This window comes from Mesorhizobium sp. M0761, from assembly GCF_040320205.1.
Lineage (GTDB): Bacteria > Pseudomonadota > Alphaproteobacteria > Rhizobiales > Rhizobiaceae > Mesorhizobium.
Genome location: NZ_JAMYPF010000005.1, coordinates 306,789 through 328,440, shown reverse-complemented (window position 1 = coordinate 328,440; position 21,652 = coordinate 306,789). Strand labels below are relative to the sequence as shown.

At 63.5% G+C, this 21,652-nt stretch carries 17 protein-coding genes and 1 pseudogene; 14 read left to right on the top strand and 4 right to left on the bottom strand.

Going from position 1 to position 21,652, the window contains the following annotated elements:
* Nucleotides 1-9: 9 nt before the first annotated feature.
* Nucleotides 10-1,245, bottom strand: a complete 1,236-nt coding sequence (locus tag NKI32_RS11255) for an ROK family transcriptional regulator (RefSeq protein WP_353002628.1) — start codon at nucleotides 1,243-1,245, stop codon at nucleotides 10-12.
* Nucleotides 1,246-1,383: 138 nt separating this feature from the next.
* On the opposite strand from NKI32_RS11255, the pseudogene NKI32_RS11250 reads away from it, so the two are divergent.
* A pseudogene (locus NKI32_RS11250) lies at nucleotides 1,384-1,563 on the top strand (ATP-binding cassette domain-containing protein); the annotation flags it as partial.
* 77 nt (nucleotides 1,564-1,640) lie between these two features.
* On the opposite strand, the gene NKI32_RS11245 reads toward NKI32_RS11250, so the two are convergent.
* A complete protein-coding gene (locus NKI32_RS11245) occupies nucleotides 1,641-3,443 on the bottom strand; it encodes a dipeptide ABC transporter ATP-binding protein (RefSeq protein WP_353002626.1) in 1,803 nt (600 codons plus the stop codon).
* A 191-nt stretch (nucleotides 3,444-3,634) separates the two neighbouring features.
* Here NKI32_RS11245 and NKI32_RS11240 point away from each other — a divergent pair, with 191 nt between their 5' ends.
* From NKI32_RS11240 to NKI32_RS11205, 8 genes are all read left to right on the top strand, one after another.
* A complete protein-coding gene (locus NKI32_RS11240) occupies nucleotides 3,635-4,993 on the top strand; it encodes an LLM class flavin-dependent oxidoreductase (protein WP_023703591.1) in 1,359 nt (452 codons plus the stop codon).
* Nucleotides 4,994-5,008: 15 nt separating this feature from the next.
* Nucleotides 5,009-5,785, top strand: a complete 777-nt coding sequence (locus NKI32_RS11235) for a DUF427 domain-containing protein (RefSeq protein ID WP_023703590.1) — start codon at nucleotides 5,009-5,011, stop codon at nucleotides 5,783-5,785.
* A gap of 35 nt (nucleotides 5,786-5,820) precedes the next feature.
* Nucleotides 5,821-7,464 carry an ABC transporter substrate-binding protein gene (locus tag NKI32_RS11230; protein WP_023703589.1) on the top strand — a complete coding sequence of 548 codons (1,644 nt, stop codon included), beginning with the start codon at nucleotides 5,821-5,823 and terminating at the stop codon, nucleotides 7,462-7,464.
* A 37-nt stretch (nucleotides 7,465-7,501) separates the two neighbouring features.
* Nucleotides 7,502-8,461, top strand: coding sequence for an ABC transporter permease (locus NKI32_RS11225; RefSeq protein WP_352459281.1), 960 nt, complete (start codon nucleotides 7,502-7,504; stop codon nucleotides 8,459-8,461).
* Nucleotides 8,458-9,339 carry an ABC transporter permease gene (locus tag NKI32_RS11220; RefSeq protein ID WP_023738078.1) on the top strand — a complete coding sequence of 294 codons (882 nt, stop codon included), beginning with the start codon at nucleotides 8,458-8,460 and terminating at the stop codon, nucleotides 9,337-9,339. Before NKI32_RS11225 ends, NKI32_RS11220 begins: the two co-directional genes overlap by 4 nt.
* Nucleotides 9,340-9,439: 100 nt before the next feature.
* Nucleotides 9,440-9,925 carry a hypothetical protein gene (locus NKI32_RS11215; protein WP_023823836.1) on the top strand — a complete coding sequence of 162 codons (486 nt, stop codon included), beginning with the start codon at nucleotides 9,440-9,442 and terminating at the stop codon, nucleotides 9,923-9,925.
* A gap of 165 nt (nucleotides 9,926-10,090) precedes the next feature.
* Complete coding sequence (locus tag NKI32_RS11210; RefSeq protein WP_352445197.1) at nucleotides 10,091-11,530, top strand: aldehyde dehydrogenase family protein; 1,440 nt, start codon at nucleotides 10,091-10,093, stop codon at nucleotides 11,528-11,530.
* A gap of 15 nt (nucleotides 11,531-11,545) precedes the next feature.
* On the top strand, nucleotides 11,546-12,127 hold the full coding sequence (locus tag NKI32_RS11205; protein ID WP_352597314.1) for a DUF1349 domain-containing protein: 582 nt from the start codon (nucleotides 11,546-11,548) through the stop codon (nucleotides 12,125-12,127).
* An 18-nt stretch (nucleotides 12,128-12,145) separates the two neighbouring features.
* Here the strand turns inward: NKI32_RS11205 and NKI32_RS11200 are convergent, their stop codons facing one another.
* Nucleotides 12,146-12,925 carry a helix-turn-helix transcriptional regulator gene (locus NKI32_RS11200; RefSeq protein WP_023684245.1) on the bottom strand — a complete coding sequence of 260 codons (780 nt, stop codon included), beginning with the start codon at nucleotides 12,923-12,925 and terminating at the stop codon, nucleotides 12,146-12,148.
* Nucleotides 12,926-13,035: 110 nt separating this feature from the next.
* Here NKI32_RS11200 and NKI32_RS11195 point away from each other — a divergent pair, with 110 nt between their 5' ends.
* From NKI32_RS11195 to NKI32_RS11175, 5 genes are all read left to right on the top strand, one after another.
* On the top strand, nucleotides 13,036-15,195 hold the full coding sequence (locus NKI32_RS11195) for a hydantoinase/oxoprolinase family protein (protein WP_023816358.1): 2,160 nt from the start codon (nucleotides 13,036-13,038) through the stop codon (nucleotides 15,193-15,195).
* A gap of 12 nt (nucleotides 15,196-15,207) precedes the next feature.
* The gene (locus tag NKI32_RS11190; RefSeq protein WP_353002625.1) at nucleotides 15,208-17,412 is read left to right on the top strand and encodes a hydantoinase B/oxoprolinase family protein; all 2,205 of its coding nucleotides are present in this window, start codon (nucleotides 15,208-15,210) and stop codon (nucleotides 17,410-17,412) included.
* Nucleotides 17,409-17,894, top strand: coding sequence for an acetone carboxylase subunit gamma (locus tag NKI32_RS11185; protein WP_023668821.1), 486 nt, complete (start codon nucleotides 17,409-17,411; stop codon nucleotides 17,892-17,894). The genes NKI32_RS11190 and NKI32_RS11185 overlap by 4 nt, the downstream gene beginning before the upstream one ends.
* Nucleotides 17,895-17,993: 99 nt before the next feature.
* Nucleotides 17,994-18,821 carry an SDR family NAD(P)-dependent oxidoreductase gene (locus NKI32_RS11180; RefSeq protein ID WP_023668820.1) on the top strand — a complete coding sequence of 276 codons (828 nt, stop codon included), beginning with the start codon at nucleotides 17,994-17,996 and terminating at the stop codon, nucleotides 18,819-18,821.
* A gap of 275 nt (nucleotides 18,822-19,096) precedes the next feature.
* Nucleotides 19,097-20,380: an O-antigen ligase family protein gene (locus NKI32_RS11175; RefSeq protein ID WP_353002624.1), complete on the top strand. Its 1,284-nt coding sequence runs from the start codon at nucleotides 19,097-19,099 to the stop codon at nucleotides 20,378-20,380.
* A 10-nt stretch (nucleotides 20,381-20,390) separates the two neighbouring features.
* Here the strand turns inward: NKI32_RS11175 and NKI32_RS11170 are convergent, their stop codons facing one another.
* Entirely contained in the window at nucleotides 20,391-21,482 is a 1,092-nt protein-coding gene (locus NKI32_RS11170; protein WP_353002622.1) for an acyltransferase family protein, read from the bottom strand.
* Nucleotides 21,483-21,652 lie beyond the last annotated feature (170 nt).

The following is a 21,652-nucleotide window of genomic DNA, read 5'->3' as shown; positions in this document are numbered from 1 at the left end:
CTCTCCTGATTAGCGCGCGGCGAGGCCGCGAAGTTGAAATTGCGGATCGCCCGACAAAGCTGCCTGATGCAGCAGACAGGCAGCGCCCAATGCCGGACCGTCGGCGCCGACGCGCGACAGTTCGACTGTGGGAACCGGATAACCTTCAGCCAGGAAGTCCGAGAGGAAAGCTTCCACCTGTTTGGCGACAAAGGGATAGACAGCATTGACCGAGCCGGAGAGGATGATGCGCTCCGGCTGCAAGGTGCAGGCAAGTGTCGCCAGCCCGCGACCGAACCAGAGCGCCCAGTCGCGCGCGGTGGCAACGGCTGCCGGATCGCCATCGGCCAATGCCGCCACAAACTCATGCAGGCCGGCGCGCAGTCCGCTTATGTGCAAATAGCGAGCCAGCAACGCATCCTTGCCGACATAGGATTCCAGCCGCCCCGGGCGCTTCGCGTCGAAGACAAAACCTTCGTCGCCAATGCGAAGATGACCGATTTCGCCGGCGCCGCCGAGCCGGCCGCGATGCAGCCTGCCGGCATTGATGATGCCGCCGCCAACGCCGTTCTCGATCAGGATGACCAGAGCATCCTCGTCGTCCTTTCCTGGCCGCGACCGGTATGTCTCGGCCACTGCCACGGCATTGGCATCGTTTTCCAGGAGGATTGGAAAGTCCGCGCCAAAGGCAGTGCGCAAAAGCTCCGCCAGATTGACCCCGTGCCAGCCAAGGATGGTGGCATGGTATGAAATCCCGTCGGCGGCGGGGAAGCCGGGCACGGCGACATTGAGCCCGTAGGGGCGCGTGCCCGCAGGCAATTGTGAGCGGATCTCGGCGACGAGTTCCCCGATGATGTCGACCGCGGCTTCGGGCGTGCTACCGGGGCCGGCAAATGCCCTAGAGGCGCTCGCACGCCGCGCGCCGGCAAGGTCGACAGTTACGACTGCGATCCAGTTGACGCCGATATAAGCGCCAAGGAAGAAGCCGCCATTGCCGTCGATCACGACCAGGATACCGGGACGGCCGACCCGACCCTCGCTATCCTGCTCGTCATCCGCTCCATCCGACCGCTCGCGCGCCAGACCGGCTTCCGTCAGCCCCAGCACCAGGGCGCCGGTGGTCGACCGGGTCAGGCCGAGATCGCGTGCGAGCGCCGCTCGGCTCGACGCGCCGGCACGAAACAGCGCCGCAAGTGCCCGCGTTTCGTTCGGCCGAAGATCGGTCGACACCAGCACGTCGTTCTCCACAATTTGTTTGATTGACATACTAATAGAATTTCTAGGCGGTTTGAAAGACCCAAGGTTGGGTGCATTGCAACAAATATTCAGCATCCCAAGCCCATTGACCCAAGTTTCAAACGATGATTTGTATCAGAAACTTACAAATTTGCATGGGAGGATGCGATGCCGGTTCTAGCGCGTCTCGAACACATCGTGAAGGATTTCGGTGCCGTTCGCGCGCTGGACAACGTCTCGCTCGACATCAATGAGGGCCAGGTTCTCGGCCTGACGGGCGACAATGGTGCCGGCAAATCGACGCTGGTCAAAACCATCGCCGGAAATTTCCAGCCGACGTCAGGCGCCTCCCAAGCCTGTCCTCCGGCCGCATCGGCCGGGGGACATCTCCTCGAAGGAAGGCTTGTCAGTTGCCCGCTTCGCAATCAGAGACTGCTTGCGTCTCTCCAGCAGGCGATCAGATGACCGTCGCCGGCCTGCCTGACGGGTGGTTGCGCCTTTCGGCAATCGGGCAGCGCGACAGGACAGCGGGCGGCAAAGGAGCATCCGGAGGTCTCGGCATCGTGTGCCGCGGCGTGGAGCTGAGCCGGAGCCCTCGGCGCCGTCTCATCCGAGGACGCGGCCAGAAGCAGCTTCGTGTAGGGGTGGTTGGGGCCACGGAAAATCTGCTCGGATGATCCCGTCTCGACCAGCCGGCCGCGATAGAGCACGCCGATCCTGTCGGCCATATAGCGCACCACCCTGAGGTCGTGGCTGATGAACAGATAGGTGGTGTCCTTGTCGCGCTGCAGGTCGTTGAGCAAATTGAGCACGGTCGCCTGCACGGAAACGTCGAGCGCAGAGGTCGGCTCGTCCAACACCACGAGCTTCGGCACGCCGGCAAAGGCGCGCGCAATCGCCGCCCGTTGGCGCTGGCCACCAGACAGCGATCTCGGCTTCTGGTCGACGGTCGTAGCGGCAAGACGAACCGAGGCCAGGAGATCGCCGACACGCTGCTTCACCTCGCTGCGGCTAAAGCCGGCGAGCCGCCGCAGCGGACGGCCGAGGATCCTGCCGATCCGCTGGCGCGGATTGAGCGTGCGGTCGGGTGACTGGAACACCATCTGCACGTCGCGCCGTTCGCTCAGGCTTCTTTTCTCGACGCGCGGCGCGACAGTGCTGCCGAACAGCTCGACCGACCCAGCGTCCGGCGTCTGGAGGCCAGTCACGATCCTTGCCAATGTCGACTTGCCGGAGCCGGATTCGCCGATCAGCCCGAACGTCTCGCCCTGGGCTATCTCCAGGTCGATATCGTGCAGGACGGCCTGGGAGCCGAAGGCGTGGCTGATGCCTTTGCAGGCGACGGCGATCGGACGTGCGGCTTCCGGTTGATCGCTGCGGACAGGCTTCGACGGGCCGGTTGTGTGCATCTCGGCCAGCCTGCCGTCGCGCTTGGTGAAGTTGAGCGCCGGGATCGAGGCGATCAGCGCCTTGGTGTACGCGTGAACAGGGTTCTCGAAGACATCGTTGGCGATGCCGCTTTCGACCACCGTCCCCGACTGCATCACGGCCACCCGATCGCAGGCCCGGCGGACCATGTTGATGTCATGGCTGATCAGCAGAACGCTGGTTTGGTGATCGCGGCGCAAGTCCTGCAGGATGGCGACGATCTCGGACTGGACGCTGGCGTCAAGCGCCGTCGTCGGCTCGTCCAGCACCAGCAGCGACGGGTCGAGCGCAATGGCAATCGCGATGTTGGCGCGCTGCTGCATGCCGCCCGACAATTCGTGCGGATAGAGATCGAGCACCCGCTCCGGATTGCTCACCCTGACGCGGCCGAGCAGCTCGGCGGCGCGGGTGCGTGCTTCGTCCTGCCGAACCGGGCGATGCCGCATGATCGTCTCGGTGATCTGCCGGCCAATCGTCATGGCCGGATTGAGCGCCGCACCCGGATGCTGGTAGACGGCCGCGATGCGATCGCCCCTTAGCCGGCGCAGCTGTTCGCCGGAGAGATTGCGGATCTCGCGGCCCTGGAACTCGAGCGCCGACGCGGCGATCCGGGCGTTATTCGGCAGATAGCGCAGAATAGCGAGTGCCACCGAGCTTTTGCCCGAGCCGGACTCGCCGACAAGGCCGAGCGCTTCGCCTTCGCCGATGGTGAGCGACACGCCGTTGACGGCCGGATGCGATCCCCGGCGTTCATCATAGGCGACGGTGAGCTGCTCGACGTTCAGAACCGATGACGACATGTCTTGCTGAAACCACTTTCTTTCGGCGCGGTCTTCGAGGGCAATCGCTTCCGCTTTCGCGCCGCACAATCTCTATAAAATTACTCGAATTAAGCTGGAGCGCAATCTACCTTTCACCGCTCAGGAGAGATTGTCGCAGCCGGTCGAGGCATCGCGACGGTCGCCTGAAGCAGTTCTGCAAGGAGACCGGCATGGCACGCGACCACATGATCCTCAGCGCGTTTTTCTTCAATCCGCAGGGCGATCATCGCATGTCGTGGCGCCATCCGCGCGCGCCGGGCCGCGAAGTGCTCGACTTCGACTTCTACCGCGATCTCGTCCAGTCTGCCGAGCGCGCCAGGATCGATACGATCTTCGTCGCCGACCATGTCGCGATCTGGGATTCCGTACAGAGCGGCGTAGCCCATTACGCCAATGCCCGCTTGGAACCGCTGACGCTGTTGTCGGCGCTTGCCGGCGTGACCAGGCATATCGGCCTCATCACCACCGCCTCAAGCTCCTACAGCGAGCCCTACAATGTCGCCCGCATGTTTGCCTCGCTCGACCATATCAGCAAGGGCAGGGCGTCTTGGAATGTGGTGACGTCGGCCATGGACGAGGAGGCCCGCAATTTCGGCCGCGACGGCAATATCGAGCACGCCTTTCGCTATGAGCGCGCCACCGAATTCCTCGATATCGTCAAGGCACTGTGGGACAGCTGGGAAGACGAAGCTCTGCTTATCGACAAGGCATCGGGCTATTTCGCCGATCCCGACAAGGTCCATGCGATCAACCACAAGGGCCCGCACTTCAAGGTGCGCGGACCGCTCAATGTCTCGCGCCCGCCGCAGGGCCATCCGCTGATCGTCCAGGCCGGCTCGTCCGAAGACGGCAAGAATTTCGCTACCGCGCACGCCGATGCGCACTTTGCCATCTACAGCACCAAGGAAGACGGCACCAAATATAGGCAGGACATCGACGAGCGCCTCGCCCGTTATGGCCGCAAGCCCGAGAGCTTCAAGATTCTGCCGGGCATCCTGCCGATCGTCGCAGCTTCCGAAGCGGAGGGACGCGAGCGGCAGGAGTATCTGCAGAGCTTGCTTCCCGATCGGGTCGGCATCGACCTTCTCTCGAGCTGGAGCGGCGTCGATCTCTCCGTATATCCGCCGGACGGCCCGCTGCCGCCGCTGCCGGACGAGAGCACCTTCAATGGCGGCCGCACCTCGCTCAATCGCGTCAAGGAATGGTCGAAGCAGAACCTCACTCTGCGCGAGATCGCTCGCAAGCTCGCCAACAGCGGTTCGGTGCCGACCGTCGTCGGCACGCCCAACCAGATCGCCGATCAGCTGCAGGACTGGTTCGAGGCAGGTGCCGCCGACGGCTTCAACCTGATGTTCCCGCTGCTCCCGGAGGATTGGGTGAATTTTGCCGAGCAGGTCGTGCCGGAACTGCAGCGCCGCGGCGTATTCCCCACCGAATATGCGCCGGGGACGCTGCGTGACCGTTTCGGCCTGGCTCGGCCGGCCAACCGCTTCGCCGAACAGCGCGACAATGTGCGCGCCGTATCCTGACTTGGGGCAACTGATATGACCGCAGCGCCAAAACTTCAGCCCCGCGAAGCCACGGCTCCGCAGCTCATCAATGTTCTGCACAGCCCCAAGCGCATTCGGGTCAAATTCGCCGGCCGCACCATCGCCGACAGCCGCAACGTCCTGGTGCTGCGCTCCAACCATTTTCTGCCGATCTATTTCTTCCCGGCCTCCTCGGTGGACCGCTCGCTCTTGGAGCCGTCCGAGCATCGCCAGCCGCATCCAGTCGGCGGCGAAACCACCTATTGGGACCTGGAGACGGGATCGAAAGCTTCTCCCAATGCGGCCTGGTCGCTTGTCGCGCCGCCGGATGAAAGCCTGTCGCCACTGGCCGGCCGCATCGCCTTCACCTGGAAAGCGGTCGACCAATGGTTCGAGGAGGAGGAAGAAGTCTTCGTCCACGCCCGCGATCCATACGCACGCATCGATGTGCTGCAGAGTTCAAGCCACGTCCAGATCTGGTTCGACGGCGAACTGATCGCCGACAGCCATCGCCCGGTGCTTCTGTTCGAAACGCATCTGCCGACGCGTTTCTATTTGCACCCGGACGATGTCAGGCTCGACCGGCTGACCGCTTCGGACAGCACGACGCGCTGTCCCTACAAGGGCATCGCCTCCTACTGGTCGGGCCGGCGCGCCGACGGCTCGGTAAGCCCCGATGTCGCCTGGAGCTACCGCGATCCCATTGCCGAAATGCCCAAGATCAGGGGCCTCATCGCCTTTTACCCGCAAGCCGTCGACCGCATCCATCTCGACGGCGAACCAGTCGCTTAAGCCATTCAACAGTCATTTCAGACAGGGGTTTCAAAATGACCAAACGCAACGACATCGATACGCTTCGCAATCTGTCCGGCGACATCTGGAACGTCGCCGTCGATGAGCACCAGGCCGGCTTCCTCAAGCGCCGCGATCTGCTGAAATACGCAGCCTTGATCGGCCTCACCGGCTTTGCCGCCTCGCAGGGACTTGCTGGTTTCGGCACGGCGCGCGCTGCCGGCGCCGGCGGCACGGTCCGCGTTGGGCTCGGACAGCCGACCAAGGCGATCGATCCCGTCTCCATCACCGATCCGGCCAGCATCGGCGTCATCAGCCAGGTCGGCGAATATCTCATCCTCGACGATCCCAAGGACGGTCTGCAGCCCAAGCTCGCTCTGTCGTGGGAGGCCGACGAGACCGCCAGCCGCTGGACCTTCAAATTGCGGCCGGGCGTAAAATTCCACGACGGCCGCACCGTCACCGCCAAGGATGTGGTGGCGAGCTTCGAGCGGCTGGTCGATCCGGCCAGCGGTTCGTCCGCTTTGTCGGCCTATAAGGGCATCCTGTCCAAGGGCGGCGCCAAGGTCGTCGACGACCAGACAGTCGCCTTCGATCTCGACGGGCCCAACAGCAACTTCCCCTTCTATGTCTCGTCCGACGTCTACAATGCCGTCATCCTGCCGGCCGACTATGCCGGCGATTTCGAGAAGAATTTCAACGGCACCGGCCCGTTCAAGCTCGAATCCTTCCGCCCCAAGCAGGGCGCCAGCTTCGTGCGCAACCCTGACTATTGGGGCGACAAGGCGCTGCCCGACCGCGTCGAAATCAAGTTCTTCGACGACGAGCAGGCGCAGGTGCTGGCGCTGCAGGCCGGCCAGCTCGACGTCATCCCGAGCACGACCCGGCTGGAATTGGCGATCGAGGGCAATCCCAACTTCAAGCTGCTCAGCGTGCAGGCAAGTTCGCATGACGAGGTGCATCTGAGGACCGACCAGGCGCCGTTCACCGACAAGCGCATCCGCCGCGCCTTGGCGCTCACCATCGACCGCGAGGCGGTGGTCAAGGGCTTGCTCAAGGGCCGCGCCATCATCGGCAACGACACCCCGTTCGCGCCGATCTTCCCCTCGGCCGATCCGTCGGTACCGCAGCGCAAGCAGGACATCGCCGAGGCCAAGCGCCTGCTTGGCGAGGCCGGCGTGCCGAACGGCTTCCCGGTGACGCTGACCACCGAGCGCGCCTATGACATTCCCGATTATGCGGTGCTGATCCAGAACTTCGCCAAGAAGGCCGGCATCGACATCAAGCTCAACGTGCTGCCGCAGGACGCCTATTATGGCTCGGCGAAGTTCGGCTCGTCGCCATGGCTCGATTCCAATCTCGGCATCACCGATTTCGGACATCGCGGCACGCCCGACATCTTCCTCAACGCGACGCTGAAGAGTTCGGGCGCCTGGAACGCCGCGCATTTCAACAACCCGGCCTATGACGGGCTGCTGCTCGAATACGGCAAGGCCCGCGACCTTCAGGCGCAACGCCTTGCCGCGGGCAAGATCCAGACCTTGCTGCTGGACGAGACGCCGCTGATCATCAGCTACTTCTCGCAATACAGCCGCATCGTCTCGTCGAAGGTCGAGGGCGTCCGCTTCACGGCGATCTCGCATCTGCTGCTCGACCGCGTGACGTTCGCCCAGGCATGATTGCGAGACGTCCAGCCACTCCGGGCACTAAAATCCGATGCTGACCGGCCGCACTGTGTCGGCGCGGGCAGCCTCGCTTCTGCTCACGCTGTGGCTGGTCAGCATGCTGGTATTCTTCGCCGGGCAGGTTCTGCCCGGCGATGTCGGTCGCCTCATGCTCGGGCCGTTCGCCGATGCCGAGGCCGTCGCGGCGCTGAACAGGCAGCTCGGCGCCGACCAGCCGGTGCTCGTGCAATACTGGCACTGGTTCAGCAGCGTGCTGTCAGGCGATTTCGGCACCTCCCTGTCGCTGCGTCTGCCGGTGGCGCCCTTCGTTCTGGAAAGCCTCAAGCGCTCGGCGGCCCTTGCCGGAATTATCCTCGTCTTTCTGCTGCCGCTGGGCATCGGCGCCGGCATCGTCGCCGGTCTCAACCAGGGCCGCTTTATCGACCGCCTGATCGTACTCGCCGGCGTGTCCTTCGGCATCGTCCCGGACTTCGTCTCCGGCCTGCTGTTGCTCATCGTCTTCGGCCTGTGGCTGAACTGGTTCCCGATCACCGGCGCTGCTCCCGATGGCGCCGGGCTGTGGGTCAGTGGCTATTATCTGATCCTGCCGGCGCTGCCGCTGGTGCTGAACCTTGCCGGCTACATCACCCGCATGACGCGGGCCGGCGTGATCGAGGCGCTGGCCGCCGACTATACGCGCACCGCCGTCCTGAAAGGCCTCGAGCATCGCGAAATCCTCATCCGGCACGTGCTGCGCAATGCGCTGACGCCGACCATCGCCGTGCTCGCGACGCAGACCGGTTACATGCTTGGCGGGCTGGTGGTCATCGAAGCGCTGTTCGGCATACAGGGTCTCGGCAATCTGGTGCTCAACGCCGCCAAGTCGCGTGACTTCCCGATGCTCGAAGCCGGCGTGCTGGTCATGGCGACCATCTTCGTGCTGTCGGCCGCGGCAGGCGATCTCGTGAATGCCTTGCTCGATCCGCGGCAGCGCCGCCGTGTCTCGCCATGATGGAACTGATGGAATTGCCGGAGCGCCGTACGCTGGGCTGGCGGGCAGCAAGTCGCATCCGCGAGACTGTTTCGCAGCTGCCGCCCTCGGTCATCGTCGGGTCGTTGCTGCTGTTGTTCTGGGTCGGCTGCGCCGTGTTCGGCAGCCTGTTTGTGCCTTACGACCCCTATGCCGAGGATTTCCTGGTCATGCTGGCACCGCCCGACGCCGCGCACTGGTTCGGCACCGACCAGCTCGGCCGCGACGTGCTGTCGCGCATCGTCGTCGGCTCGCGCGACATCCTGCTGGTCGCGCCGGCGGCAACCCTGCTCGGCGTTGCCGCCGGCAGCGTGCTTGGGCTCGTGCTCGGCTATTTCGACGGGCTGGTCGACGCCATCGGTGCCAGGCTGCTCGACACGCTGATGGCCTTTCCCTTCATCGTTCTCGTCACCATGACGCTTGTCGCGCTCGGGCCGTCCAACCTCACCGTCATCCTGGTGATCGGCATCGCCTATGCCCCGCTGGTGGCACGGACGGTGCGTGCCGCCGTGCGCGAACAGCGCGACCGCGACTATGTCAGCGCCGCCCGCCTCGGCGGCGAGAGCGCTCTTGCCATCATGTTCCTCGAGATCCTGCCCAATGTCAGGGAAACCATCCTCATCGAGCTGGTCACAAGGCTTGGCTACGCCTTCTTTTCGATCGCCACGCTGAGCTTCCTCGGCCTCGGCATCCAGCCTCCCTCAGCCGATTGGGGACTGGCGGTCGCCGACGGCTACGGCTTCCTGACCGGCGGCAAATGGTGGGTGGTGATCTTCAACTCGGCGGCCATCGTTTCGCTTGTCATGGCAACCAATCTGATCGCGCAAGGCATGGGCGCCTTCGAAAACAGCGATCGGTGAAGAGCGCAACGCTCAGCAAAGCTGACGCGCAATCGCGGACCGTGCGCTAAAATCATTCCTCGTGATTCGGCTCTGACAGGGCCTCAAAGCAAGGAACGGCATGAGCAAGGCCCTCATTACATTCGCATTGGTCGCGGTGCTCACCGCATTGCTCATGGCGCTCAGCCTGGCGGTGGCCAGGCACGGCTATCCCTATGGCGCGATCGGCGTGCGGCGGCTGGACGGTATTGCCGATGCCGGCTCGTTCCTGCCGCTCGCCGCCGTCTACTTCTTCGGCGCTATGCTGATGATGATCCTGCCGATCCGGGCCGCCGGCATCGTCTTGACCCATGCGGCGGATGCGCTGTTCTGGGCGGTGATTGCCCTGTTCGCCACAATTGTCGGCTGTCTCGTCGCGCGCTGGGCTTTTGGCCAGAGCAGCGTGCTGTGGGCGCTGCTGAACTGGCGCTTCCTGTTCGCCGCGGCCATCGTCGGCTGCCATTTCACCATGAACGAGCTGCGTCGCAACATCCTGCTCAGAAGCCTGTTCTTCGTCATCTTCGCCGCGGCGACGCTGGCTTGCCTGTTCTGGACTTTTCCGACCTGACAGGGCCGCTTCATATTGTCCATCTTGAGGCCGCGGCTTTCATAGCCGCGCGCCATCGGCTATCCAGTCCGCAGCCAGATTTCAGCCCTCACAGTGTCGTCATTTGTCTGATAAATGCTTCAGGCATACGGCACCCCCAGCGAACCAATACAAGGAAACCGCGACATGAGCCTGTTTCGTAAAAATCTGATCGATGGCGAGTGGGTGGGCGAGGCCGGCTCGCGCAACATCAATCCCTCGAACACGGGCGATGTCGTTGGCGAATATGCCTCGGCCGGCGCCGAGCAGGCAAAGCAGGCCATCGCGGCGGCCAAAGCCGCCTTCCCGGCCTGGTCGCGCTCGGCGCCGCTGGTGCGCCACGCCGTGCTGAAAAAGGCCTCGGACGAGATCATGGCGCGCAAGGACGAGATCGGCCGCGCGCTGTCGCGCGAAGAGGGCAAGACGCTGGCCGAGGGGATTGGCGAGACCATCCGCGCCGCCCAGATCTTCGACTTCTTCGCCGGCGAGACGCTGCGCCTGTCGGGTGAATTGGTGCCCAGCGTGCGCCCGGGCGTCGGCGTCGAGATCACCCGCGAAGCTGTCGGTGTCGTCGGCATCATCACACCGTGGAATTTCCCCGTCGCCATTCCCACCTGGAAGATCGCGCCGGCGCTCGCCCACGGCAACACCATCGTCTTCAAGCCGGCCGAATTGGTGCCGGAGAGCGCCTGGACCATCGTCGACATCTTGCACCGCGCCGGCCTGCCGAAAGGCGTGCTCAATTTGGTCATGGGCAAGGGCTCGGTGGTCGGCCAGGCCATGCTCGACAGCCCCGACCTCAACGCCATCACCTTCACCGGCTCGGTCGGCACCGGCAAACGCGTGGCCGCGGCAAGCGTCGAGCACATGCGCAAGTTCCAGCTCGAAATGGGCGGCAAGAATCCGATGGTCGTGCTCGACGACGCCGACCTCGCCACGGCGGTCGAGTGCGCCATCAACGGCGCCTATTTCTCGACCGGCCAGCGCTGCACGGCCTCGTCGCGCCTGGTGGTGACCGAAGGTATTCACGACCGCTTCGTTGCCGCGCTCAAGGAGCGTCTGGAAAAACTCATCATCGGCGATGCGCTCGATGCCAAGACCCAGATCGGGCCCGTCGTCGATGCGAGCCAGCTGAAGCAGGACGAGGATTACATCGCTATCGGCAGCCAGGAAGGCGCCAACCTTGCCTTCGGCGGCGAGCGGCTCGATCGCGAAACGCCCGGCTTCTACCTCCGGCCGGCGCTGTTCACCGAGAGCACCAACGCCATGCGCATTTCGCGGGAAGAAATCTTCGGCCCGGTAGCCAACGTCATTCGCGTCAAGGACTATGACGAGGCGCTTGCGGTTGCCAACGACACGCCATTCGGCCTGACCTCCGGGATATGCACCTCTAGCCTCAAGCATGCCACGCATTTCCGGCGCAATTCCGAGGCCGGCATGGTGATGGTCAATCTGCCGACCGCCGGCGTCGATTTCCACGTCCCGTTCGGTGGCCGAAAGGGATCGAGCTACGGCCCGCGCGAGCAGGGCCGCTATGCCGCGGAGTTCTACACCACGGTGAAGACAGCCTATACATTCGCCGGCTGATCGACGGGTGACCCGATGGCAGCGGCGAAAGAGGACCTGACCTGGCTCAACCCGCCGCCGCACCATGCCTTCGGCGATGGCATCGTGCATGTGCGCACCGCCGGGGAAACCGACTTCTGGCGCGAAACCTTCTACGGTTTCTGGCGTGACAATGGCCATTTCCTGTATCGGCCGGTCGAGGGTGACTTCAGCGCCGAAGTCACGGTCAAGGGCGACTACAAGGTGCTCTACGACCAGGCCGGGCTGATGCTGCGGCTGAGTGAAACGCACTGGATCAAGGCCGGCATCGAATACACCGACGGGCTGGCTTACATTTCGGTGGTGGTCACCAACGACACCTCGGACTGGTCGCTGCTCAGCATTCCCACCGGCCCCGACGGCGTGCGCATCCGGCTGACCCGCCATGCCGAGGCGATCCGCATCCAATATCTTGATACCACCGATGGCAAGTGGAAGCCGGTGCGGCTGGCTTATTTCCCGATCTCCAAATCCGTCGATGTCGGCATGATGTGCTGCTCGCCGCAGCGCGAAGGGTTTGAGGTAACATTCTCCGGCTTTACTGTCGGCCCGCCGATTTCCAGGCAACTGCACGACTGACGCAATATCGATGGCGGACTAACCGTCTGCCCGATGCTGGAAGAACTGCAAAAACAGCTCCCGTTCGGTGGTTATGTCGAGCTTCTCGTAGATGCGGCGGCGGTGGTTCTTCACCGTGCCGACGGCGATGCCGAGCCGTTCCGCGATGTTGGCGGTCGGATGTCCCGCCAGGATCAACTGCACCAATTCCCGCTCGCGCAGCGACAGCTCCGGCCACAGGCTCGCCGGGATGGTCGGCTCCTGCCGGGGCGAGGCGCCGGGGCCGGTCGGCGCCGATGTGCGGGAGAACTCGGTGCCGCGCGCCTTGATGTCGAGCGCATGCAAGGCCTCGAACACCGGCAGCCGCTCGTCCAGCAGGGCGATCTCGCTCTCCTTGAAGGTGGAGGTCGAGCGGTCGAGGAAGATGCCGAGGCACCAGTCGCCGCCATCGGCCAGCATGATGCCGACCTCATCGCAGATTTCCGACTGCGCCAGGAAGCCGGCTATGTACTGGCCGCGCTTGGCCTCGTCATCGGCAAGCCGCTTCAGCGGCAGGATGCCCAGCCTCTGCTCACGCCGCCACGAAGCATAGAACGGGTCGAAGACGTAGTAATTGTCGAGATAGCGCCGGACCATCTCGTCGGAGAAGCGCCGGTGCTTGATGAATTCCGGCGTCTGCGTCGCCGAATATCGGGTCACGGTGACGAGATCGTGCTCGATGTCGGCGCCGATCAGGTCAATCAGGCAGTCGACATGCCTGTCCGTACCGGTGGCGGCAATCGCCCTGGCGAGCGGCCCCCAGATATTGCCCATGCGCATGCCCTTTTCTCGGCGATCCCGGTCCGGCGGACATTGTGTCTTTTGGCATATGGCGCAAGGCCGCCCAAGGAATCTAGCTTGAGCCATCCTACAGCAATCCTGAGGCGACCGTGACCCAACCCAACCTCACCAGCCCCATCGTCGGCAATCCAATCGTCATCGGCATCGACGCCGGCGGCACCATGACCGACACGATCCTTGTCGACCAGGACGGCCACTTCAAGATCGGCAAGTCGGCAACCACGCCGAAGAACGAGGCCGAAGGCTTCCTCGCATCGGCCGAAGACGCGGCCGACGCCTGGGGCATCTCGCTGGAGCAGCTGTTCTCCGGCGTCAACGTCGTGCTCTATTCCGGCACCGGCATGCTCAACACACTGTTGTCGCGCACCGGGCGCCGGCTTGGCCTGATCACCACCAAGGGTCTGGAAGACATGATCCTGATGGGTCGCGGCCTGCAGGCCTGGGCCGACTATTCCTATGCCGACCGGCTGCATGCGGTGACCCACCATCATCCCGATCCGCTGGTGCCGCGTCGTCGCACCCATGGCGTCACCGAGCGCATCGACCAGTTCGGCGACATCGTGCTGCCGCTCTACGAGCATGAAGTCGCGATTGCGGCCAGGAAGCTGATTGCCGACAAGGTCGAGGCGATCTGCATCATGACCATCTTCTCGCACGTCAATCCGGTGCACGAAAAGCGCATCGCCGAGATATGCCGCGAGGAGGTGCTGAAAGCCGGCGCCGACATCCTCATCTACACCAGCCACGAGGTCCGCCCGGTCATCCGCGAACAGTCGCGGCTGAACTCGGTGCTGATCGAAGCCTACGCGACGTCGCGCGGCCGCAAGCAGCTTAGGGGTATCGAGGACGTTTCGAAAAAATACGGCTTCAAATACGGCGTGCAGACGCTGCTGTCCTTTGGCGGCCTGACCTCAATCAACCATCCGCGCCTGCACGAAACCATGATTTCCGGCCCGATCGGCGGTATTCTCGGCGCGGCCTATGTCGGCAAGCTCATCGGCAACGACTCCCTGATCTGCTCGGACATGGGCGGCACCTCCTTCGACATGGGCGTCATCTCGCGCGGCCAGACGCGGATCGAGAACGAGCCGCTGATGGACCGTTTCAAGCTCAACGTGCCGACGCTGCATCTCGACACGATCGGCGCCGGCGCCGGCATGATCCTCAAGGTCGACCCGCTGACCAAGAAAGTCTCGCTCGGGCCGGAAAGCGCCGGCTCCGACCCCGGCCCCATCTGCTTCGCCAAGGGCGGCACTGAACCCACCATCGCCGATTGCGACGCCATACTAGGCCGCCTCAACCCGTATTATTTCCTCGGCGGCAAGGTCGTCTTGCAGGTCGAGAAGGCGCGCAAAGCGTTTGAGGAAAAATGCTCCAGCATCCTTGGCGTCGGTGTCGAGGAGGCTGCCGAAGGCATGATCGACATGCTGGAAGACGATGCCAACAACGCGCTGCGCCGGGTCATCTCCGGCCAGGGCATCCATCCCTCGGAATTCACGCTGCTGTCCTATGGCGGCTCGGGTCCGCTGCATCTGGCCGGCTGCTCCAGGGGCATCGGCTTCAAGGACATCATCACCTTCCAGTTTGCCGCCGCCTTCTCGGCCTTCGGCTGCACCACCGCCGATTTCATGCGTCGGCATTCGGTCTCGACGCAGCACGACATCGGCGCCCGCGCAAGCGATGACGAGCTGCTCGCTTTCGGCAAGAAGGTCACCGACGTCTGGAATGATCTCACCAAGGCGGCGGTCGACGAGATGATCAGCGACGGCCATATCAGAGACAAGATCAAGACCGTGCCGTTCCTGATGATGCGCTACACCGGCCAGCTCGAGGATGTCGAGGTCATGGCACCGCTTGCCGAGGTCAATTCGGCTGACGACATGCGTAGGGTCATCGACGAGTTCGAGGCGGTCTACGCCAAGGTCAACCATCGCGTTTCGCGCTATGGCGAAGCCGGCTTCACCATCACCGAGCTCGGATTGATCGCCACCGCCGACAAGGTCAAGCCGGTGCTCTTGAAGCGCCGGCTCGGCAAGTCGGCCCCGGCAGCAGCGCACAAGGGCGCGCGCGAGGCCTATATCGGGGGACGCTGGCACAAGGCCAATCTCTACGAGATGGACCTACTGCAGCCCGGCCATGAGGTGATCGGTCCGGCCATCATCGAACATCCCGCCACCACGCTCGTTGTTCACCCGCAGGACCGTGTCCACGTCGATGAGTGGACGCTGCTGCATTACACCCATTCTTGAAAGGGCACCGCCATGTTGGACAAACCTGCCTCGGCTCTGCGCCTTCGCGAACGGCTGCTCGATTCAGAACGGCTGATGGAACAGACCGGCTGCTATGACGGCATCACCGAGCTCACGCTACGCAACCAGGACCCGCTGAAATTCGAGACGCTGCACACCAAGCTGCGCGCCTATTGCGTCTCGGCCCGCGAAATGGCCCGCCGCATCTCGGCCTCGCCCGGCGTGCGCGAAGTCGGCGAAATGGTGGTGGCGATCTATACGCCCGAGGGCGATGCGATCGCGCTGTCCAACGGCATCATGGTCCACGTCCACACGATGAGCCGCTTCATCAAATGGATGATCAAGAACAATTACGAGGAAAACCCGAAGATCCGCGAAGGCGACATCTTCGCCAACAACGATGCCTTCATCGGCACCGTGCAGGTGCCCGACGTCATGGACGTGGTGCCGATCTTCCATGAAGGCACGCTGGTCGGCTGGGCCGGTGCGGTCTGCCACGAGCTCGAAGCCGGCGGCATCACGCCCGGCGGCGACGTCTGCCTGGCGCAGGAGCGCTTCACCGAAGGCCTGTTCGTCTGCGCCGAAAAGATCGGCGAGAATGACGAGATCCGCCGCGACTACGTCATCCGCTGCGAGCGCAATCTGCGCATGCCGATCTACTGGGTGCTCGACGAGAAGGCCAAGGTCGCCTCCTTCATCGACATGCGCGAAAGCGTCAAGCAGCTGATCTCCGAGATCGGCCTCGACTACTGGATGAAGGTGTCGAAGGAGTTCATCGAGGAGGGCCGTCGCGCCCAGCTCGCCCGCACCTGCCAGCTCACCGTGCCCGGCATCTATCGCGGCCACACCTTCTACGGCCATGTCACGGCGGGCAAGCCCGGCTTCCAGCTGCTTGGCGATCCCGACTGGCTCTACAACATCCCGATCGAGATGGAGATCACCACCGACGGCAAGATCACCATGGACTTCGAGGGCACGCAGCCCTGGGGCTACCATTCGATGAACTGCACGCCGGCCGGCATGGATGGAGGCATGTTCGTCACCTTGACCCAGCACATGAACTTCGAAGGCCTGGTCAATGACGGCGCCTGGATGGCGACCGAGCTGAAGCTGCCGCACGGCACCTGGACCAACCCCGACAATGAGATGGTGGCGACCGCCACATCCTGGGCGCTGCTGCTGCCGGCCTATGGCGTGTTCCAACGCCTTTTGTCGCGCGGCTTCGTCGCGCGCGGCTTCGTCGAGGAAGCCTTCGTCGGCCAGGTCAACAGCCCGATGATCGAGATGGGCGGCGAAAGCCAGTACGGTACGCCGTTCGGCATGGCGCATTTCGAATGCGCCGCCGCCGGCTCCGGCGCGCTGGCCATCGCCGATGGCCTCGACACCGCCTATGTCGGCTGGAATCCGGAATCCGACATGGGCAACATCGAGGTCTGGGAACAATCGATGCCGATGGTCTATATCGGCCGCTCGATCGTCCCCAATTCGGGCGGCGCCGGCAAATATCGCGGCGGCTGTTCCTTCGTCTCGACCTGGCTGATCAACAAGACCTCGCACCTGCGACTGCACACTTCGGAACACTCCTCGCGGGTATTCGACAATGGCGGCATGTGCGGCGGTTATCCCGCGCCGACCTGCCAGAAGCATCGCGCGGTGCGCAACTCCAACATCCACGAACTGGCGGCAAAAGGCGAACCGCTCGCGCATGCCCCAGGTATCGATCCGCATGTCTCCGACTACGAGAAGAACATCGGCGGCGACCATGCCGTGGTCGAAGGCCCCTACATCACCTCGCCGCACAAGTCGGGGGACATCTTCAGCCATTCCTACAATGGTGGCGGCGGCTACGGCGAGGTGCTGGAGCGCGATCCGGTCAAGACCGCCTGGGATGTCGAGAACGGTTTTCTCACCCGCCAGGCGGCGATCCAGATTTTCGGCATCGTGCTGAAGGACGACGCCGAGGGTTATCCGGTTGCCGATATCGACGCCACCGTCGAACGTCGTGCCGCCATGCGCAGAGAGCGTCTGGCCAAGGCGATCCCGGTTTCGGACTGGATCGCTGCCGAACGCGGCCGTGTCGAGAAGGCCGACTTCGCGCCCGAGGTGAAGAAAATGTATGCCAGCGCGATCAAGCTATCGTCGCGCTTCACCAGGGATTTCAGTGATTTCTGGACCGTCGACGCCAGATCGATCTTCATGCCGGGAGCAAAGCCATGACCTCGTACAGCAAGGAAGTCCTCGGCGATCTCTCAGCCGGCAAGCTGCCCTGGCCGCAGACAAAGCGCATCATGAGCGCCTACAAGGACGACGACCGCTTCTTCAAGATGCTCGCCGTCTATCAGGACCGTGTCGCATGGAAGGACCCGATCCTGCTGCCGGTCTCGGATCACCTCTTCATCTGCCAAAGCGGCGATGAACGGATCACCCGCTGCGAATGCGGCCACTCCTTCGGCGACTACCGCAAGAACTGGAAGCTCAAGGCCGCGATCAACGTGCGAAACACCGAGGAAGCGCTGCGCGAGATCTATCCCAACAGCGATATTCCCGATCCGCAATGGATGGAAATTCGCGAATTCATCTGTCCACAATGCGGCACCATGCACGAAGTGGAAGCGGCGGCGCCGGGCTACCCGATCGTCCATGATTTCGAGCCAGATCTCGAAGGCTTCTACCGCGAGTGGCTGGGCAAACCGCTTTAGCGAAACTCGATGTTACGGTCGCGTCGCCGGCAAGGTAGCGCTCCTAGCCGGCGACGGACTATGAATAAACGCATCGTACGTCGCATCGGAGACTGCCCCATGACAGACCTTTCCGGCCGCAGCGCCATCGTCACCGGCGGGTTTTCCGGCATGGGTTTCGCCATTGCTACGGCCCTGGCGCAAGCCGGCGCCAATGTCGCCGTCGGCTCCTACATCGCGCCCGCCGGCGCCGACAGATCCGACGCCGCCTACTATCCCGGCGCCGATGAACTCGAGGGCGTGCGGTTGGCCCTGTCGGCACACGGCACCAGGGTTTGTGCCGCCCATCTCGATGTCCGCGACAGCGAGGTGACCAACCGGTTTGCAGCCGACGTGCAGGCCGCCATCGGCCCGGCCGACATACTGGTCAATGCCGCGGGCACCACCGCCGAACAGCCGGTCTGCGGCCATTCCGACGCGCTGTGGGACAAGATCGTCGACACCAATCTCAGCGGAGCGTTCCGCGTCACCCGAGCCGTGCTGCCCGGCATGATCGAGCGCGGCTGGGGCCGTATCGTCAACATCGGCTCGACGGCGGCTTCCGTCGGCTGGAAGGACAACCCGGCCTACTGCGCCTCGAAGGCCGGGCTGCTCGGCCTTACCCGCTGCGTGGCGCTGGAAGGCGCCGCGCACGGTGTCACTTGCGTCATGATCAGCCCGACCTGGGTCGAGACCGAACTGATGCGCCGCAACGTGGCGCAGGTCGTCGAGCGTGAGGGCAAGGGCAGAACCGCCGAGGAAGCGATGGCCGAGATCGCCAAGGGCAATCCCCAGCAGCGCATGCTGCAGCCGCAGGAAATCGCGGCTCTAGCCGTGTTCCTGTGCTCGGATCTGGCCAAGGGCATCACCATGGAAAACATCCAGGTCACCGGCGGAGCGCTGTGGTAGCGGCCACAGTTTGAATTTTCGAACGAGCGAGCCGCATTAACGCCATTTGTCGGTTGCATGGTCGTTTTGGCCCTGCCTGCGGCAACTTTACCCCTCGCGGCAAATTTACCATTGAGTGACAGGCGATAGAGGTTATATTGTGCACTGCACAATGGATGCCCGCTGATCGGGGTCCGGCAAGGGCGGGTTCCGGCGGTCGCGCATGACGCAGAAAAGCCGACCATGGGCGCTTCAGCCCAGCCGAAAGGCGGCAGCATGAGAAATCCGGTACGGATATGAAGATCCCGAAATCCATTCTGATCGATCCGGACAACAACAAGGCCTATGCCGCCTTCGCCGTTGCGGTGTCGGTCTTTGCCTTCGCCTACTCCACCAATTTCGGCCAGATCCTGATCCTCGCCTACTATCTGGTATGGCTGCCGCTGCTGTTCGTCGATTACCGGCGTTTCGCCCGCGATCTCTCCAGCGCCTGGCTGCCGCTGCTGTTTGCGGCCTATGTCTGCCTGTCGCTGTTCTGGTCGCAAGCGGCCGGCACCAGCGCGCGGGCGGGGCTGCAATATTTCTCCCACATGCTGTGCGCCTACATCGCGGCGCGCACCATCAGCACGCGCACGCTGGTGCTGGGCTCGCTGATCGGCATCTTCATCGTGCTGCTGTATTCGCTGAAGGTTGGCGCCTATGCGCTCGACACTATCGACGGCACCACCAATTTCGTCGGCGCCTTCGGGTCCAAGAACCAGATCGGCTTCTTCGCCTCGCTCGGCATCTTCTTCTGCTTCGCTTTTCTGGCCTTCTACCGGCGCAACTGGATGAGCTTCGTCTGGACCGCGCCGATCATCCTGCTGTCGGTCTATATGCTGGCGATCGCCCACTCGGCGACGTCGGTCGCTTCGCTTCCGGCGGTGATCGGTGTCGTTGCCTTGCTTGCCATGAGCAAGGTTCTGTCACGCCGGTACCGCCGCGTGCTGTTCGTCATCGGCGCTACGGCGCTGGTGAGCGGTGTGATGGCTGCGCTGAACCTTGGCCTGCTCGATGTCGTGCTCGGCATCTTCGGCAAGGATTCGACGCTGACCGGCCGCACCTATCTCTGGGAACAGGGCTGGGCCGCCGCGCAGCAGCGTCCGGTGCTCGGTTATGGCTATGCCGCCTACTGGATCCAGGGTTTTGCCGATCCGGAACGGCTCTGGGCCGAGTTCTACATCTCCACCCGCACCGGCTTCCATTTCCACAACACCTATATCGAGACGCTGGTCGAGCTCGGCTTCATCGGCGTGACGATGCTGGCGCTGATCATCCTGCGCTCCTTCTGGGGCCATGTTTCGAAGGTGGTGTTCGGTGACTGGAGCGCCGATTCGGTGGTGCTCGCCGGCGCGGTCGGCATGATGCTGATCCGCTCCTTCTTCGAGGTCGAGATCCTCGGCCCCTATTTCATGGCCTCGTTCATCGTCTATTACGGCCTGTTCAAGCTGCGCCCGGTGCCGCTCGCCAGGGCAAGGCGGGCCTATGTTCCGGTGCCGGACGAGAACACCGCCAACGGCCGCATGCCGGCGCGCGTCTGACTTGCTTATCTCAGGCGACGGCGCGCTTGCGCAGCATCAGCCGCTGCAGGAAGCGGCGCAACGGCTCGTCATAGACGCGCGTGGCGATGTCGGCGATGACGATGACCGAAACCGCCATGACGATGCCGAACCAGGGATGATGCGCGAACGGGTCGATCGCTGCGGCCTTGCCCGCCCCGGCGATGATCATCAGCAGCGGCGTGTGGATGATGTAGATCGGGTAGGAAATCCGCCCCAGCCAGCCATAGAGGCCTGACAGGCGCGGCGCCGTCGGCGCAATAGTGCCGACCACCACCAGCGCCGGGAAAACAAAGACGACGCAGGCGAGATCGTAGGCGACGCGCGCGCCGCCGACCGGCGCGATGGCAAAGACAACGAGCGTCAGTGCGATCGCGGCCTCTATCCACCAGCCGCGCCGCAGAAAGCCGAGCCCGCTTTGATAGCGTGTCATGGACCGGCAAAGCAGCACGCCCAGGAAGAACGAGAAACAGACGCGTGGCAGGCCGCTGATGATAGTCGATCCGGTCATGCCGAAGTCGAGGGTGCCGGCAATGATAGAGACGACCACCAGCAACACCAGACTGACGGCGATGAGCGTGCTCAGCACGCGTTTCGTCAGCAGGAAGAAGACGGCGACATAGGCGATGTTGACGATCAGCTCGAAGAACAGCGACCACGACGCGGGGTTGAGCGGAAAGATCGTGTGATGGGCATCGCTGACCAGCGGGATGAAGAACATGCCGGTCGTCAGCATGGTGCCGATCTCGGAGATCGGCATGTATTCCGCCGGAATCAGCCGGTTCTTGACGATGAGATAGAAGAAACCGAGCAGCGTGCCGGCGAGGTAGAGCGGGTAGAGGCGTATCAGGCGGATCGCCAGGAACGTGCCGAAGCCCATGCCGTTTTCGATCTTGCGGTCATAGGCATGCGCGATGACGAAGCCGCTGAGCAGGAAGAACAGGTCGACGGCCAAATAGCTCGACGGCAGCACCTTGCCGGCGGCCAGGAACGGCGAGAAGTGGTAGAGCATGACGCTGATCGCCGCGACGCCGCGGATGGCATCGAGATTGAGGTAGACGTGGCGCGGTGCGGCGGGCTGCATGGAATGCCTTCAAGCGGTCAAAAAACGGAAGTTCCCGCCCGCACCCTGGCGCGAACGAGCCGAACTGGTTCCTCCCGCCTCTATCGCGCGGGCCTCGCCGAGCGAGCCCGAGCGCTAGAGCAATTCCGGGAAAAGTGGGAAACGGTTTTCCGTCCGGAATTGCTCCAAAC